The organism is Pirellulales bacterium (assembly GCA_036267355.1).
Classification (GTDB): Bacteria; Planctomycetota; Planctomycetia; order Pirellulales; family DATAWG01; genus DATAWG01.
On record DATAWG010000029.1, the window covers coordinates 1 to 16,380 of the forward strand.

Annotated in this window: 12 protein-coding genes; 7 read left to right on the top strand and 5 right to left on the bottom strand. The window is 61.8% G+C overall.

The genetic code is table 11. The annotated features are described in order from the left end of the window. Positions 1–538: 538 nt before the first annotated feature. The gene (locus VHX65_04965; GenBank protein HEX3997881.1) at positions 539–2,206 is read right to left on the bottom strand and encodes a fucose isomerase; all 1,668 of its coding nucleotides are present in this window, start codon (positions 2,204–2,206) and stop codon (positions 539–541) included. Positions 2,207–2,572: 366 nt separating this feature from the next. On the opposite strand from VHX65_04965, the gene VHX65_04970 reads away from it, so the two are divergent. Continuing rightward, positions 2,573–3,349 carry a lysophospholipid acyltransferase family protein gene (locus tag VHX65_04970; GenBank protein HEX3997882.1) on the top strand — a complete coding sequence of 259 codons (777 nt, stop codon included), beginning with the start codon at positions 2,573–2,575 and terminating at the stop codon, positions 3,347–3,349. Between the two features lie 212 nt (positions 3,350–3,561). On the opposite strand, the gene VHX65_04975 is transcribed toward VHX65_04970, so the two are convergent. From VHX65_04975 to VHX65_04985, 3 genes are all read right to left on the bottom strand, one after another. Continuing rightward, positions 3,562–5,652, bottom strand: coding sequence for a thioredoxin domain-containing protein (locus VHX65_04975; protein HEX3997883.1), 2,091 nt, complete (start codon positions 5,650–5,652; stop codon positions 3,562–3,564). Positions 5,653–5,756: 104 nt separating this feature from the next. Beyond that, positions 5,757–6,536, bottom strand: a complete 780-nt coding sequence (panB, locus tag VHX65_04980) for a 3-methyl-2-oxobutanoate hydroxymethyltransferase (GenBank protein ID HEX3997884.1) — start codon at positions 6,534–6,536, stop codon at positions 5,757–5,759. A gap of 598 nt (positions 6,537–7,134) precedes the next feature. Continuing rightward, positions 7,135–10,074 (bottom strand): FAD-linked oxidase C-terminal domain-containing protein, encoded by a 2,940-nt coding sequence (locus tag VHX65_04985; GenBank protein ID HEX3997885.1) that lies wholly within the window; start codon positions 10,072–10,074, stop codon positions 7,135–7,137. A gap of 166 nt (positions 10,075–10,240) precedes the next feature. Here VHX65_04985 and VHX65_04990 point away from each other — a divergent pair, with 166 nt between their 5' ends. Together VHX65_04990 and VHX65_04995 are read left to right on the top strand one after the other, a co-directional pair. After that, positions 10,241–10,810, top strand: coding sequence for a hypothetical protein (locus VHX65_04990; GenBank protein HEX3997886.1), 570 nt, complete (start codon positions 10,241–10,243; stop codon positions 10,808–10,810). Between the two features lie 67 nt (positions 10,811–10,877). After that, entirely contained in the window at positions 10,878–11,099 is a 222-nt protein-coding gene (locus tag VHX65_04995) for a hypothetical protein (GenBank protein HEX3997887.1), read from the top strand. Here VHX65_04995 and VHX65_05000 read toward each other — a convergent pair. Further along, positions 11,082–11,867, bottom strand: a complete 786-nt coding sequence (locus VHX65_05000; protein HEX3997888.1) for a ThuA domain-containing protein — start codon at positions 11,865–11,867, stop codon at positions 11,082–11,084. The two genes, VHX65_04995 and VHX65_05000, sit on opposite strands and share 18 nt — an antisense overlap. A gap of 339 nt (positions 11,868–12,206) precedes the next feature. On the opposite strand from VHX65_05000, the gene VHX65_05005 reads away from it, so the two are divergent. From VHX65_05005 to VHX65_05020, 4 genes are all read left to right on the top strand, one after another. Further along, positions 12,207–13,172, top strand: a complete 966-nt coding sequence (locus VHX65_05005; GenBank protein ID HEX3997889.1) for a J domain-containing protein — start codon at positions 12,207–12,209, stop codon at positions 13,170–13,172. Positions 13,173–13,433: 261 nt separating this feature from the next. Beyond that, positions 13,434–13,796: a ribonuclease P protein component gene (gene rnpA / locus VHX65_05010; GenBank protein HEX3997890.1), complete on the top strand. Its 363-nt coding sequence runs from the start codon at positions 13,434–13,436 to the stop codon at positions 13,794–13,796. Positions 13,797–14,122: 326 nt separating this feature from the next. Beyond that, entirely contained in the window at positions 14,123–14,362 is a 240-nt protein-coding gene (gene yidD / locus VHX65_05015; protein ID HEX3997891.1) for a membrane protein insertion efficiency factor YidD, read from the top strand. A 353-nt stretch (positions 14,363–14,715) separates the two neighbouring features. Then, positions 14,716–16,347: a flagellar basal body P-ring protein FlgI gene (locus VHX65_05020; GenBank protein HEX3997892.1), complete on the top strand. Its 1,632-nt coding sequence runs from the start codon at positions 14,716–14,718 to the stop codon at positions 16,345–16,347. The last annotated feature ends 33 nt before the right edge of the window (positions 16,348–16,380 follow it).

The following is a 16,380-nucleotide window of genomic DNA, read 5'->3' on the forward strand; positions in this document are numbered from 1 at the left end:
GATTTGGAATCGTGGGTCGGTAATGGGGCGGCAAATCGTCGGCCGAATCGCTTTAGCCGTCCCAAAATTCCAGCGTTGAGCCACACTAGCCCGAAGCGTAAGCGAGGATGCGCTCCGTAGCGGGTCGCCCTCACGAACGCATTGATCCAATATGCATGCGGCTTGCCGCCTGCAGCGAGACGATGCCGCCGTAGCGGCGCTCCCTCGCTAACGCTTCGGGTTTGTGTTGCGCCACAGCAAAGATGGGGGACCGTGGGTCGGTTGTGGGGCGGCAAATTGTCCGGCGAATCGCTTTGGCCGTCCAAAAAATCCAGCGTTGGCGCCACGCTAGAGATTTTGCGACAAGGTAGGTGTCGCAAGGAGGCAAGAGAAGGGAACCTTGCCAAGCCGGTTTAAATCTTGGACGAACTCGCCGCGGGATGGAGGCAGAAATTGATCGCCGCCGAGCAAATCCGGAGAGCCACGTTCCCGAAAATGCGGCACGGGCCAAAATCCGGCGGCAATCACGATTTTCGCCGCCTCGTCATCAGCCAATTGCTCACCAAGCCGCGCCGTCTTTGCGTGTTCCGCAAAGCGACACTTCGAGACCGAGCCCGTCGGCCAGCGCAGCCTTTGTCAGGAGCGCCTGGTCGGCCTCTTCGGCACCCGTGGCATAGGCAACCTGAATGTGGTTGCTCTTGTGCCGGGCCATCATTTGATCGCGCGACACGCCATACGTTACCGCGTGCATGATTGGCCATTGCGGCGTGGTGGCCTGCCAGCGGCGATTGGTTTCCTCCGCGGGCAATTCGACAACCTCTGCCCGGCCAAGGTCCATTTTCAGTCGGCTGTCTTCGATGTAGATTCGCGACCAGACGATTTCGCCGGGCTTCGAAATCCCCTTGAGCGTGCCGCCGCCAAGGCGGAAATACATTGGCGGCTGTCGCTCGCTCGACGCGCCGTTCCAGCCGCCCGTGAAATGGGCCGGCGGCGCGGAACCGCTGATCAGAAACACCCACACGTAATCGCGCACCGTGCCCGAGCGATCGACGTCGCCCCAGCGCAGGTCGTGCAAGGTATTTTCGACCGGCTGGCCGAGCGCCTTATGGACGCGATACGTCCATAGGCCATCGAGCCCCGCGCATTCGTCGACTTCATTGAAATGCGGCAGCGGCTGGCCCTCATACAGCACGCGCGATCCGTCGCGGCTGGTCACCGGCGGCCGTTCGGCGTTGTTCAACATTCCTTCGACCAGATCGCTTGCCGGCAGCAAGTCTTTTAATCCCTGCTGATATTGGATGCCGATCGTGGCGCAGCCGAAATCGTCGGCGATCCGCAGCGCGGCGATGTACATCTTACACTGCTGGTGGATCTGATCGTCGGTGAGATTTTCTTCGGGCTTGCGGCCGGTGATGAATTTCAGGCCGCGATCTTCCAGCCATCGCCGCACCGCCCGGGCTTCATCGTCGCTGGTTTGCGTTGTTTCGTAGTACAAGGCCGATTGGCTGAGCCGCTCCTTGTATACGCCGGTGGGATTCAGCAAATGGTCGGGCACGATGGCGTTGAACATGCCCATGCAACCCTCGTCGAACACGCCCATGATGGCTTTTTGCCGTTGCAACTGCTCGGCAAGCGCGGCCGCGAGGCGGCGCAGCGGCTTGGGCACCTTCACCTCGGAAAGCGGAGTGACATGCTCGATCGGATGCCGTAGCTTGCCCTTCTTCAGCCACTGAACAAGCGGCTTGGCGAAGGCGGGCTGGGAAAAATCTTCGCCCCACAGCGTCGAATACTTCTTGCCGGCCTTCGTCAGCGAGCCGTTGAGGTTCAACATGCCGACCAGCCCAGGCCAGGTGCCCGACCAGTTGGCCACCGTGAGAATCGGTCCTTCGTGAGAAAGCAGGCCGGGGAGCAGATGATGCGAATACTGCCAGGTGGCCTCGGCGACGATCAGCGGCGCCGTGCGATCGATGCCGGCGAAAACCTGCATGCCTTCTTTCTGCGAGCCGATGAAACCATGCTCCTCGCCGGGCTTGAAAGGATGGGCCCGCACGAGTTCATAGCCGGCATCGTTGACGGCTTGGTGCAGCGTGTCTTCCATTTCGGCTTGTGCGGCCCAGCAGCGCCGGTTGGCTGCCAGCCGCAAGTCGCCATTGGCCACGAGCAACACCTGTTGCGGTTGCACTTTCGCCGGCCGGATAATTTCCGGAAAAACATAATCGACAGCCATGGATACCATTCTCCGCTGCACGCTGTTCGAGAAACCACGAGGAAGCGGCTATCTTAATTCGACAAGCCGATCCATGAAAGCGGGTAGGCATTGATGGTCGTTGGAAGCCGTCCCGGGGAAATGGCCGCCACCCACTGGATGCCACTGCTGGCTTGTCCAGCCGATCCGAGTCGTCCTCCGTCGTTCGTGCTTCGTCATTCATTAAAATTCGTTTTCGACATTCGTCATTCAACCACGCAGTTGGCGTTGCGGGCTCCGCACCGGGCTCTATGATGATTGGCATTCGATCGCGTCGAAACAAATTGCGAGCGCCGCACGTTTGGTTCGGCTCCGCGAATCCCACCGGCAATCCGCAAGGTTCTGACGATGTCTGGCACCGTTTGGCTGGCGATTGTCGTGCTGCTATTGGTGCTCATTGGCCTGCCGATTCTGTTTACCATTCGCGTCATGCGGCGGTGGCGGCTGACGTTTTGCCAGACGATTTTGCTCCACGGATTGAATACATTTTTGAACCGCATCCTGTGGCGGACCAAGGTGAATCGGCCGCTGCCGATCGCCGACGGCCAAGGGGCGATCATCATCGCCAATCACAGGAGCAGTTTCGATCCGATGTTCATCGCCATGACGACCGGCCGGCTCCTGCATTGGATGGTGGCCCGCGAGTACTGCGTCGATTGGCGGCTCGGCTGGTTCTTTCGCCTATTCGGGCAGATTCCGGCCGGCCGCGGCGGCGTCGATTCGGCGGCAATCAAGCACGCGATCCGGCTGGCATCGGCAGGAGAATTGGTCGGCATGCTGCCGGAAGGGCGAATCAACGAGACCGGCGCATTCCTGTTGCCCGGCCGGCCGGGATCGGTGCTCGTGGCCCTGAAAGCGCGGGTGCCGATCGTGCCCTGCTATATCGAAGGGGCCCCGTACGGCGGCATCTTGGGACCGTTCGTTCGGCCGGCGCATGTTCGTGTAATGGTCGGCGATCCGATCGATCTTTCGGAGTATTACGACCGGCAAAAGGATCCCGAGATGATGGCCGAGCTCACGAAACGGTGTCTTGCGGCGATCGCGAAACTGGCCGGCCGAGACGATTACGTGCCGGAAGTAGCCGGCCGCCGCTGGTCGCCGCATCTGGATGAAATGGCCGAATGAACGGGATTCAGCGGCTAAGAATTCGGCCGAAATATAACTTCTCCGCCGAAATCCTTTCCACCGAAATCGTTTCCACCGAAATCCTTGCAACGCGCGGCGAGACGGCTCAATTGTCGCAGACACACTCCGTGTTCCTGCCGGCGCTCGGCGGTGGGTTGGGCACAGTGCGTGTCAGACGGCACACGGAGCGTGCCTGCTACGTTGTCGAAAAATTATTTCGCGCTCGATAATCGCGGCCACGCTTCCAGCACGGCCTGCATGCCGGCGGCCGGCGCGCCGCAGGTAAAGTTCTCGCAGATGAATGCCGTCGGCAGCACAGAAGCCGTTTTACCGGCGAAGATTGGATCGAGCGGCGATGAATTCTCTCCCGAGGCCGGTTCGGCCGCTGCAGGCCGGCGCATTGCGACGACTTTGTTCGGCACGAAACGATGCCGCAGATCGGCGATGATCGCTTGCGTGTCGGCATCGGCCGGATCGGCGAGGATCACGATTTCCGGTGTCGGGCCGAGGAAGAAGTCGAGGGCCAGCAGCATCTGCGATGCGGCGGTGGGAAACCGCTCCATGAGCCCGGCCGCGGCCCGGAGCGTGCCGACGGCCGATTCGAGATAGTCGGTTCGGGCGGTGAGTTTGCCCAATCGGAGCAGAGCGGTGGCGGCCAGCGAATTGCCGCTTGGCGTGGCACTGTCTTGCCATTCCTTTTGCCGACCCAGCGGCGTCGGCTGATCGACGGAGGTGAAGAAAAACCCACCGCCGGCCGGATCGGCAAAGCGCGACAGAAGCACATCGGCCAACCGCACCGCCTCCGTGATCCAGCGCTGGTCGAACGTCGCTTCGTAGAGCGTTATAAGCGCATCGGCGAGGGCGGCGTAATCGTCGAGAAATGCCGGAATCTTGGCCTGCCCGGCACACCAACTGTGCAACAACCGGCCGTCGTCGCCGCGCATCCGATCGAGAATGAAGTCGGCGGCGGCGGTAGCCGCTGCGAGCCAGCGTGGCTGATCAAGCGCGCCGGCCGCGCGAGCCAAGGCGTCGATCATCAGCCCGTTCCAAGCGACGAGCACCTTGTCGTCGCGTCCCGGGCGCACGCGCTTTTCGCGAGCGGCGAAAAGTTTTTGGCGCGATGCCGCCAGTTCGGCTTCGAGCTGCGCGGGATCTTGGCCGTGCAGGGCGGCGCATTGCTGGATCGTTTTGGGGCGGTTGAGGATGTTGGCCCCTTCGAAATTGCCCGTTTCGCTAACGTCGTAAACATAGCCGAACGACGCCGCCGCTTCGGGCCCCAGCAGGGCCTCGATTTCCCCTGGGGTCCAAACGTAAAACTTTCCCTCTTCTCCTTCGCTATCGGCGTCTTCGGCGCTGTAAAAACCGCCGGCTGGATCGGTCATGTCGCGGAGCACGTAGTCGAGCGTTTCGCCGACGGCGCGGGCATAGTCGCTTCGGCCGGTGGCCAAAAAGCCTTCGAGATAACAGTTGGCCAGCAGCGCGTTGTCGTAGAGCATCTTTTCGAAATGCGGCACCAACCAGCGATCATCGACCGAATAGCGGTGAAACCCGCCGCCGAGTTGGTCGTAGATGCCGCCGGCGGCCATCATGTCGAGTGATTTGACGACCATCTCGTGCATCGCCTTGCCGTGTGGCTGCCGGCCCAGGCGAAGCAGCAATTGCAAATCCAGCGGATGCGGAAATTTCGGCGCGCCGCCGAATCCGCCGTGCCGTGGGTCGAACTGTCGTTCGAGTGATGTGCCGGCTTGGCGCAACAGGGCCGCCGAGATTTCGCCGCTCGCCGTTCCATCGGCCCCCACGATCCGCGCTTGTTCGATATGGGCTGTCAGCTCGGCTCCTTGGGCGATCGCTTGCTCGCGGCGATCGCGCCACGCCTCGACGACCGCGCCGAGCACGGCATCGAAGCCCGGCATGCCCATCCGGCTCGTCGGCGGCCAATACGTTCCACCGAAGAATGGTTCCAAATCGGGCGTGAGAAACACCGACATCGGCCAGCCGCCGCGCCCGCTCAGTAGTTGCACGGCGTTCATATAGATCTGATCCAAATCGGGCCGCTCTTCGCGATCGACTTTGATGCAGACGAAATGCTCGTTCAGCAGCCGAGCGATTCGTTCGTCTTCGAAACTTTCGTGGGCCATCACATGGCACCAATGGCAGGCCGAATAGCCGACCGACAAAAAAATCGGCTTCTGGTCCCGCGCGGCAAGCGCCAGCGCCTCGTCGCCCCACGGCCACCAGTCGACCGGATTCTCCCGGTGCTGGAGCAGATAAGGACTGGTTTCGCCGGCAAGATGATTGGGCATGGGAGAGGAGGCTGAAGGCTAGAGACTGCAGGCTCGAGGAAAAAACACGGCCGTCGACCGTGCCTGCCCTCGTACCTGTAGCCTTCAGCCTGTCGTCTGTAGCCTTATTTGAATTCTTGTTCCGGCCCGGGGAACTTTCCGCTTCGCACGTCGTCGCGGAAATGGGACACGGCTTGGGTGATCGTCGAACGGAGGTCGGCATACGGTTTTACGAATCGGGGCACGTAGCCGCTGGTCAGGCCCAAAAGATCATGCAGCACGAGGATCTGGCCGTCGCAGCCCGCGCCGGCGCCGATGCCGATCGTCGGAATGGCGACGCTTTGGGTCACTTTGGCGGCGATGTCGGACGGGATGCATTCGAGCACGACGGCAAACGCCCCGGCGGATTCGGCCGCCCGTGAGTCGGCGAGCAATTGGGTTTCGTCGCGCTGCACGCGGTAGCCGCCGAATTGGTGCACGCTTTGCGGCCGCAATCCGCAATGCGCCATCACCGGAATGCCGGCCGACACCAGCGCCGCGATCACTTCGGCCTGTTGGACGCCCCCCTCGATTTTCACCGCCTGGCAGCGTGTTTCCTTCAGGATTCGGCCGGCGCTTTCCACCGCTCGATATTTCCCGAGGTGAAACGTCGGAAACGGCATGTCGACCACCACGAGCGATTGCGGCGCGGCGCGGCCAACGATTTCCGCATGGTAGATCATTTCGTCGAGCGTCACCGGCAGCGTCGTGCCGTGCCCTTGCACGACCATCGACATGCTATCGCCGACCAAAATGCCATCAAGGCCGACGGCATCGAGCAGCGCGGCAAAGGGAAAATCGTAGGCCGTCAGCATGGTTATTTTCTGGCCCGACGCTTTCAGAGCCGAAAATTTTGGGACGGTCATGCGCGGGCGATCGTTGGCCATGCTGCTGCTCGACGAACTGCGGGGCTCGATACTCGTGATTTGTCGTTCGGCCCGGATCATTCATAGTGCCACGAATTCGTGCCGCCGCGGACTGTAGCCCGAAGCGTTAGCGAGGGCGAGCGTCAGTGGCTCCCTCGCTTACGCTTCGAGCTCGTTTGGCACTATGAATCATCCGGGTTGGACAGTTGGCATTGTGACCGTTGGCCGTTTGACTGGCAACGGAGTATGCACCAGGTACAACTGCTTGCTTGGCAGTTAGTTTGGGTGCCACAAACGTTTGGGTTCTTTGAAGCGCGCGACGATTTTGCGCCTCGGTTTTTCCCTAGCCCCGGCATTTATGCCGGGGAACGCCCGCGTGATGCTGCTCTCATTAGCCCGCTTCAGCGGGCTTACCGGCAGGGCGGCTTCAGCCATCGGCAGCGCGAGCCGCGGCCAAAGCCAATTTCGAAGCCCCGTGAACGGGGCTGGACAAACCTAACGCGCCTTCCGTCCCAGGCGTAAACGCCTGGGCTACATAAAGGATTTTGGTTGCGGTTCGGCCGCGCTGTATTCTTAAGATTGTCCAGAATTCGTCCGATCAGATCTGCTCGGCCAGCAATTCGATCGGATGCGCAGCCCTGCGGCCCGTGCCGTGGTGGATTTGGTGGCGGCAGGAAAAGCCGGGAGCGATGATTACGGCGTCGGCGGAATTTCGCACCGCGGGAAACAACACCCGCTCGCCGATCTTCATGCTCAGATCGTAGTGCTCGTAGCCGAACGAACCGGCCATGCCGCAGCAGCCGCTATCGACAAGCGTCGGGGCCGTGCCGAGCATTTCGGTCAACAATCGCATCGTGTCGGCCATGCCAATCAAGGCTTTTTGATGGCAATGGCCGTGCACGAGCACCGGTCGCGATTCGGCTGGATTCACTCTCTTGATGTTTACCGGCAAGCCCGAGCGTGCCAAATGTGTTTCGATAAGCGATGCGGCGGCGGCAACACGGCGGGCGGCATCGCCGGGCACGAGATCGAGATAGTCGTCCACGAGCGTGAGCAGGCAACTCGGTTCGCAGCCGACGATCGGCACGCCGCGTTCGGCCCACGGCAATAGCCGGGCGATATTCCGCTGCGCCAAATGTCGCGATTCATCGAGCAGTCCCTTGGAAATGGCGGCCCGGCCACAGCATTCCAAACCGGCCAAATGTACCTGGTAGCCGGCGGCTTCCAACACGGCGACCGCTGCCCGGTTCACCTGCGGTTCGCAATAACTTGTCAAACAATCATCCAGCAGCACGATCGGGCCACGAGCCGGCGCCGCAACTCCATTCATCGGGGCGGCCGGCTTATTGCCGCGGCGGCGAAACCAGCGGCGGAAATGATTGCGCTCGAAGCGCGGCAACGGCCGGCGGGCGTCGATCCCGATCACGCGTTGCAACAGCATCGCCGCGCCGGGAATGCTTCGCGCCCAGTTCGAGAGCGGGGCGAGCGCCGAGCCCCAGCGGTTCAACCGCGCCACGTCGGCCATCAGCCGCGTGCCGAGCGAAACGCCATGCTCGGCGTGATATTGGTGCAAAAACTCGGCCTTCATTTTCGCCACGTCGACATTCGATGGGCATTCCGCCTTGCAGCCTTTGCATTGCAAGCACAGATCGAATGTGCCGAAGAGCTTTCGGCCGGTCAGCTCGGCAGCCGGCAGCGCTCCCGAGAGCACGAGCCGCAGCGCATTGGCTCGGCCGCGCGTGCTGTGTTCTTCATCCCCCGTGGCCATGAACGAGGGGCACATCGTGCCGGTCGAGCGCTTGCGGCACACGCCGGACCCGTTGCACATCTCGGCCGCCCGCAAAAAACCTCCCTCGCGCTGGAAGTCGAACGCCGTCGTGATCTCGAGCGGGCGATAACCCTCGCCTTGCCGCAGATTTTCGATCGGCCCCGGACCATCGACGACTTTGCCCGGATTCAAGATTCCGAGCGGATCGAAGGCGGCTTTGATTTTCTTGAATGCCGCATAAATCCGCGGGCCGAACAGCCGCTCGTTCAAATAGCTGCGGGCCAAGCCGTCGCCATGTTCGCCGCTCATTGCTCCATGAAACTCGATCACCAGCTCGCACACCTCGCCGGAGATTTTTTGGATCAACGCGCGATCGCCTCGATTTGCCGCGTCGAGCATGGGGCGGATATGTAGGCAACCGACCGACACATGGCCGTAAAAAGCGCCGACGGTTCCCGCGCGGGCGATGATCTCGCGGAATCGTGCCACAAACTCGACCAGCCGCGCGGGATCGACGGCCGTGTCTTCGACGAACGCGATCGGCTTGCGCACACCCGGCACCCCGAAGAGCAGCGGCAGCGACGCCTTGCGGCACGCCCAAATGTGGCCGCATCGCTGCGGATCGAGCGCTTCGAGCGAGTGGAACAAACCGGATAGCCCGCGCGTGCGATCGGCCAGATCGGCGACTCCACGGCGCACCTCGTCATCCGATTCGCCGCTGAATTCCACGATCATCAGCGATTCCGGATTTCCGACGACGAAATCCAAGTAGCGCCGATATTCCAGGCTTTTTTCGGCGAGCCGGATAATCCGGCCATCGAGCAGTTCGGCGGCCGAGGGGCGGCAAGCGAGCGCGGGCCCGGTCGCCGCCACGGCCGCTTCCAGCGAATCGAAATGCAGCACGACGATTCCGCGCCGCGCCGGCAGCGGCACAAGATGCACCACCGCCTCGGTGACGCAAGCCAAGCTGCCTTCAGCCCCGACAATCAATTTCGCCAGATTGAAATTCGCACCGGGAAACCGTTGCGATTCGATGCCGCGAATTCGCTCGACGCTCGGCGGCAGCGGATAGCGACCATGGCACTCGGCCACGAATTCATCGAGATTGTATCCGCTCACGCGCCGCAGAATCGGCGGAAAGCGAGCGACGATTTCTTCATGCTCCGCGGCAATGATGCGTTCGACCGTGCGGTAAATATTTCCCCAGCAATCGCCGCGAGCTTGTTCGGCACGCAACTCGTCGGGCAAAAGAGGCCGTAGCGTGGCCGGAGTGCCGTCGGCGGCGAGCACGGATAGTTCCAACACATGGTCGACCGTCTTGCCGTGTCGAATCGACCGCGAGCCCGCCGAATTGTTGCCGATCATTCCGCCGAGATTGGCGCGATTGCTCGTGGCCACATCGGGCCCGAATTGCAAGCCGTGCGCCGCGGCGGCTGCGTTAAGCTGATCCAACACGACTCCCGGCTCGATCCGCGCGGTAGGGGATGCTGCATCGAGCTCGAGGATGCGATTGAGATACTTGCTGAAATCGACAACGATGCCCGCCCCGACCGACTGGCCCGACAAGCTGGTGCCGCTGCCGCGGGCCACGAGCGGCACTCGATGCTCCGCCGCGATGGCGACGCACGCCGCGACGTCGTCGCGCGATTTTGGCACGACCACCGCGAGCGGCTGAATCTGATAGAGGCTGGCGTCGGTGCTGTAAAGCGCGCGGTGATAATCGTCGGTTTGCACTTCGCCGGAAATGTGGCGTTTGAGAGAATTTGCCACATTTTCCGATTGTGACGGCGAAAGCTGCATGGCCGTAGCGGTCCTACCGCATGTATTTTTCCGAAGTTCCGGCCGGGGGGCCGACGAGGGGCCAATTATACTTGATCGCCGGTAAATTGTTGCTAAAGTCGAAGATTGATAGCTGGCCCCCAGAGGATTGTCATCGATGTCGACCGCACCCAAGCCCCGGCCCGAGGAAGTCGAACACCTGCTGCGCAACGCCCAGTTGCGCGACGAGCTCGAGCCATTTTTCGACGAAGCGATCGTGCGCGTGAACGTGGCGGAAGTGCCGACGCCGGTCGAGAATGAATTTCTGGCTTCGATGTTGGCGTGGGAACGGGCGCCGGTGTTGCCGATCTGTGAATGGTTCGATCCGAAGCTCTCGCTGCCGCCGCCCGATGTGCTGAGCGACGGCGAACTGCATGACCTGCTTTGGCGGACGATTCACAAGCTGTCCACCAAGCGGATCGTGCTTGACTTTACCGATCACCTTTCCGACCGCTCGTTGTATTGCCTGATTCTCCGCGACATTCTTTCGACGCCGGAGAAAAAGATCGAGTCGCCGCACAATTATCTGCATTGGGATTGCTCCGATTCGGGCGGCGATCCCGAGGTGTGGCTCCGCTACTATGCGAGCGAAGAAGACCGCGCTGCCTGGTCGGCCGAAGATCCCACGCCGCTCCCGCCGCGCGAAACGCCGCCGCATCCACGCGAAATGCCGCACGAGCCGTTTTAGTTCGCGAAGCGTTGTACTTTCGCTTGGCGCGCGGCTCCATCGCTCGTACTCGGAATAGGATGGCGCAATGGACCAAAATCCATATGAGTCGCCAAACAGCGATCCCTCCGAAAGCGAACTCGCGAAAAGCTGGATTGGCGAATTGTTTCTTTTCACGTTCGGCGGCGCGGTCTTCGGCTTAGTGGTCCTGTCGTGGTTTTTCCCGGTTCCCAACCTCGCGCCGGTATTCGGTGGAATGTTGGGGTTCGTGGCCTGTATCGGCCGCAAGATGTTATTCCCGCCGCGGTAAGGGCTCGAGCGGCTCGGCGATTTCGCGGCCGCGATTTTCGAAAACTCCGCCGCCCGAGGGCGCCGCCCAAACAGCCGCGTTGGCGAGCACTTGCTGCACGTTTGCATCATGGTAAATCGGAAACGTTTCGTGGCCGGGCGAGAAATACACGATCTTCCCCTTGCCGCGGCGGAATGTGCACCCGCTCCGCAGCACTTCCCCACCGGCAAACCAACTAACGAACACCAGTTCGTCGGGAGGCGGAATGTCGAAATGCTCGCCGTACATTTCGCTTTGCGGCAACTCGAAATAGGCCGCGTTCAATCCGGACGTCAGCGGATGGCCGGGCGCGACGATCCACAGCCGCTCGCGCTCCCCGACGTCGCGCCAGCGCAACATGCAGCCGGTGCCCATCAAGCGGCCGAAAATTTTCGACGCATGACCCGAGTGCAAAACCACCAGCCCCATGCCATTCAAAACACGGTCGGCCACACGATCCACGACCGCATCGGAGACTTGGTCGTGCGCCGAATGGCCCCACCAAAACAGCACGTCGGTCGCCGCCAGCACTTCGGCCGACAGCCCATGTTCGGGCTCTGCGAGCGTTGCCGTGCGGATTTCGACGGCCGGGCCAAGCCGCGCCGCGAGCGACGCGGCAATCACGCGATGAATGCCCTGCGGATAAACACGCTGCACCTCGGGCTTCGTCCGCTCGTGGATGAACTCGTTCCAAATCGCAATGCGAATCGCCGCCATAGTCGACTTCTCCTCGATTGTCTGGTCGATCATTGTTCCATCGTCTGTTCGACAACATAGACGACCAGAATCGCGACCACCAGAATGCCGACAGCATTTCTGCAGATCCGGCGTCCATCCGCGAACCGCCCGGGGGGCGCCGCTACGCCTGTCCTGTAGTGAGAACCAATCGACGGGGCAGCCCTGCTGGACAAGTCAACAGTGGCGCCAGAACCGAGCGTGGCACCGGCGTCTTGGCCCCTGGGGCGGAGCTCAGGTCGCGCTCCGGCGTGGCTTGAAGGAAAACATGCAACCGCGCTAGAATAGGCAGCGCAGTAAATTTGTCTTTCTCCCGTCCCGCGGCCCTAGTCCCTCGCCCCTCGCCCCGAACCGATGGCTGAAGACTTCTACAAAACGCTCGGAATCCAGCGCGACGCGTCGCAGGCCGACGTGCAAAAGGCGTATCGCGATTTGGCACGCAAGTATCATCCCGACCTGAATCCCAACGACAAGACGGCCAAGGAGAAGTTTCAAAAAGTGCAGGCCGCCTTCGATGTGTTGAACGACCAGAGCAAGCGCGAAATGTACGACCGCTATGGCAGCTCGTTCGAATCGCGGGCCGGCGGCGGTCCCCGCCCGCAATCCGGCCGGGCCGGCGGCGCCGCGCCCGGCTTCGAGGAAATCGATCTCGGCGATCTGTTCGGCTCGCGCTACGGGGGCGATCCCAGCAGCGTTTTCGGCGACTTGTTCGGTGGCCAATTTCGCCGCAAGGGTACGGCCGGCGGCGGCAAACGGAGCCGTCGAGCGGCCCCAGAACCCACGACTCACGATCTGCAGCAACAGATCGAAATCCCGCTTCAAACTTCAATCCTTGGCGGCCAAATCGAACTGAGCGTTCCGCGTTCGAACGGTCATATCGACACGATCAGCGTGAAGATCCCGCCGGGCATTGCCGATGGCGCCAAGATGCGGCTGCGCGGCCAAGGGGAATCGCTCGGCGGCGAACCGCCCGGCGACATTTTGCTGACGATTCGCGTCGCGCCGCATCCCTGGTTCACGCGCAAGGGCAACAACCTGGAGGTGAAACTTCCGGTCACGCTGGCGGAAGCCGTCTTGGGAGCGAAGGTCGATGTGCCGACGCCGCGTGGCACGATCTCGCTCCGCGTTCCGCCCCACACCTCGAGCGGCACGAAGCTGCGGATCAAGGGACATGGCATAAAGCCCAAGGAGGGCCCGGCCGGCGATCTGTTTGCCGATGTGCTGATCATCCTGCCGGAGAAAATCGACGACGCGCTCGTCGAAGCCGTGAAGAACCAAAGCGGCGAGCCCCAGAATCCGCGATCCGGCTTGCACTGGTAGTGTCGTGCCTGCGCGAAACAGCGTGTCGTATCAGACACGTCTCGCCCGCTCTTTTTATAACCACCGAGCCACAGCGAACACCGAGATGACAAAACCGAGTCGAAGGATGATGCGTTTCACGGCCTGCGCCAGAGGGTTTTGCTCGTCCATTCGGATATTTTCGGCAGATCTCGGTGTTCTCTGTGGCTCTGTGGTTAACGACTCTGTGTTTACCAACTCTGCGGTTAGCGACACCCCGAGCGTCTGACCCGACCAGTGCCAATGACCGATGAGCGATTGCCGCGCGAGTGCCGAATTCGGCGGTCAGCCGATTTCGCGCGAATCTACAAGCGGCGGCGATCGGCCTCCGACGGCCGGATCGTGCTCTATGGCTGCGAAAACGGACTTTCTTTTTGCCGGCTGGGGCTTTCCGTGTCGTCGCGCGTCGGCAATGCCGTGGTGCGGAATCGATGGAAGCGCCTGTTGCGCGAGGGATTTCGTCTCCGCCGGCAAGCAATGCCGCCGGGGATCGATTTCGTCGTCGTGGCGCGGGCCGGTTGCCAGCCGGAGCTGGATTGGATCGCAGACGCGCTTGTTCGCCTGGCAGGCAAAGTTGCCAAACGGCTCGCCGCCGACCCGCAATGATTCCCTGTTTCTGAGCTAGTGGTAGTCATCTGCCGGCAAAATCACGAACGACTAACGACCGAATCCCAGCGCGGCCTTTGGCCGCAACCAAAGTCGCAGTCACACTCCGTGTGCCGTCTGCCTGCACACTGTGTGTGCGAGCGTCGCGGAGCGCCGATGGCACACGGAGTGTGCCTGCTACGATTGAGTGGCCTCGGCGCGCATGGCGAAGACTCGGTCTTGTCGTCTCGGTGTTCTCTGTGACTCGGTGGTAAGAACAGAAGCCAGTCAGGCGTGTTGCAGAAAACACGACATTTCGCGGGCACTACACTTGCCGGGATCGCTGCATGAGATTTCTTTGGGCAACGCTTGTCGGCCTGCCGTCGTGGACGCTGATTGCGCTGGTGCGGTTGTACCAGATTTTTCTGAGCCCGATTTTCGGCCGCCAATGCCGCTTTCAGCCGACGTGCAGCAATTATTTCATCGGCGCGGTGCTCAAATACGGGGCGATTTGGGGAAGCTTGAAAGGGGTCGCCCGGATTCTCCGCTGCAATCCATTTTGCCGGGGCGGTTGGGATCCGCCCTGATGCGAATTCACCTTGACCGCTCGGATTCGAGCCACTATTCTCCCCGCCGCTTGTTGCTCGTCTTTTCACGCATTCGCGGACAATTCGGCGGATGATGGGTGCCCGCTGCCTTGAATGGGCCTGTGCATTGCACGGCGGAAATGCCCATGCAAAGCCGTCGGCATGGCGGCCGCGCATCGATCATCGCAACTGAAATCCATGCTCAATAGGGAGCGCGGCACGGCATGAAGCCTGTTGATCGCCACGTACGAACTTCGTTCGATCGCCGAGATTTCTTGGCTTGCAGCAGCTTGCTCTTTGTCGCCGGCTGCGCGGGACCCGCCGTCCGATCGCAGAGCCCTGAAGATGCTGAAATGGCATCGGCCGGGCAGATCCGGTTGGTGGAAGCGGTGGCCGGGCCGTTTGGAATGGAATATGTCAAGGCGGAAGGGACGGCGCTCGTGGTCGGCTTGGCGGATACGGGGGGCGATCCGCCGCCCTCGCCGCAACGTGCCGAGCTCATGGCCGACATGCAAGCCCGGGGCGTAATCAATCCGAATTCCGTGCTCGCGTCGCCGACGACGGCGCTGGTGGTCGTGCGAACCTTCTTGCCCCCCGCCGCGCAGCGCAACGATCCCTTGGATCTGGAAGTCGTCGTTCCGCCGCACAACGACACGACGAGCATCGCCGGCGGCTGGCTGATGCAAGTTCGATTGCAGGAAAAGGCCCTCTTGGGCGGCGGCGTGCATACGGGCCACATGCTGGCGATCGGCGAAGGACCGATCCTGGTCGATCCGGCCGGCCCGAAAGACAAAGCCGCGCTGTTGCGCGGCCGAGTGCTTGGCGGCGGACACGTCACACATAATCGCTCGTTGGGATTGATGATCCGCTCCGACGAAAAGTCGGTCTATCTGAGCAAGCAGATTGGCGACGCCGTCAACCGGCGGTTTCACAGCTATACGCACGGGGTCCAAGAGGGCGTCGCGACGCCGAAAACCGACGCCTACATCGAATTGCTGCCCCATCCGCGCTACAAATACAACATGCCGCGCTACATGCGAGTGGTGCGCGCGATCGCGATCAAGGAATCGCCCGAGGAGCAAGCCGGCCGGCTAAAGCTGCTGGAAAAGCAACTGCTCGATCCGGTGACCAGTTCCACCGCGGCGCTGCGGCTCGAAGCGGTCGGCAAGGTGGGCATTCCCGTTTTGCAGACCGGCTTGAAAACGAGTGATCCGGAAGTGCGGTTTTATTCGTCCGAAGCGCTGGCCTATCTCGACGATGCGTCGGCCGCAAAAGTGTTGGGCGAAACCGCCCGAAACCAATCTGCCTTCCGTGCTCATGCTCTCACCGCGCTAAGTGCTCTGAACGCCGTCGAATCCTCCGACGAATTGCGGGCCTTGTTGGACCTGCCCAGCGCCGAAACGCGCTATGGCGCTTTCCGCGCCCTGTGGGCAATGAATCCGCACGACCCGGCGATCCAGGGAGAGGATTGCAACGGCCGCTTCTCCTACCACGCCCTGCGGACCGGCGGCCCGCCGATGGTACACGTCACCCGCAGCTTCCGGGCCGAAGTGGTCACCTTCGGACCCGATCAATATTTGCAATTGCCGCTCTCGGTCGACGCCGGCCGATCGATCGTCATCAACGGCAGCAATGGTCAAGACGGTCCGGCCGACGGTTCGCATATCACCGTCAGCCGATTCGAGACGGGCAAGCCCGACCAGAAACGCGTCGTTTCGTGCCGCTTGGACGATGTGATCCGGGCGATCGTCGAGTTGGACGGCACTTATCCGGACGTCGTGCAATTCCTCCAGCAAGCCAAGGCCTGCGGAGCACTGACTTGCCGCTTCGAAGTGGATGCATTGCCGAATCCGTCGCGGCTTTACGATCGAGCCAAAACCGACAACGCGGGCAGCAGCGGCGACGGCTATCAAGTCGCCACGCCCGTGCCGAACCTGTTCGCGCCGGCCGGTTTGCCGCAGCATATTCCCGACGCGGGAAGTTAGGCTTTGAGGCTTTGAGACTGTGAGGCTTTGAGG

Coding starts and splice junctions, on each gene's coding strand:
- VHX65_05020 (HEX3997892.1), top strand. CDS start 14,716: ATGGCATCGGCCGGGCAGATCCGGTTGGTGGAAGCGGTGGCCGGGCCG.
- rnpA (HEX3997890.1), top strand. CDS start 13,434: ATGACCGATGAGCGATTGCCGCGCGAGTGCCGAATTCGGCGGTCAGCC.
- VHX65_05005 (HEX3997889.1), top strand. CDS start 12,207: ATGGCTGAAGACTTCTACAAAACGCTCGGAATCCAGCGCGACGCGTCG.
- VHX65_04975 (HEX3997883.1), bottom strand. CDS start 5,652: ATGCCCAATCATCTTGCCGGCGAAACCAGTCCTTATCTGCTCCAGCAC.
- yidD (HEX3997891.1), top strand. CDS start 14,123: ATGAGATTTCTTTGGGCAACGCTTGTCGGCCTGCCGTCGTGGACGCTG.
- VHX65_05000 (HEX3997888.1), bottom strand. CDS start 11,867: ATGATCGACCAGACAATCGAGGAGAAGTCGACTATGGCGGCGATTCGC.
- VHX65_04970 (HEX3997882.1), top strand. CDS start 2,573: ATGTCTGGCACCGTTTGGCTGGCGATTGTCGTGCTGCTATTGGTGCTC.
- VHX65_04990 (HEX3997886.1), top strand. CDS start 10,241: ATGTCGACCGCACCCAAGCCCCGGCCCGAGGAAGTCGAACACCTGCTG.
- VHX65_04995 (HEX3997887.1), top strand. CDS start 10,878: ATGGACCAAAATCCATATGAGTCGCCAAACAGCGATCCCTCCGAAAGC.
- panB (HEX3997884.1), bottom strand. CDS start 6,536: ATGACCGTCCCAAAATTTTCGGCTCTGAAAGCGTCGGGCCAGAAAATA.
- VHX65_04965 (HEX3997881.1), bottom strand. CDS start 2,206: ATGGCTGTCGATTATGTTTTTCCGGAAATTATCCGGCCGGCGAAAGTG.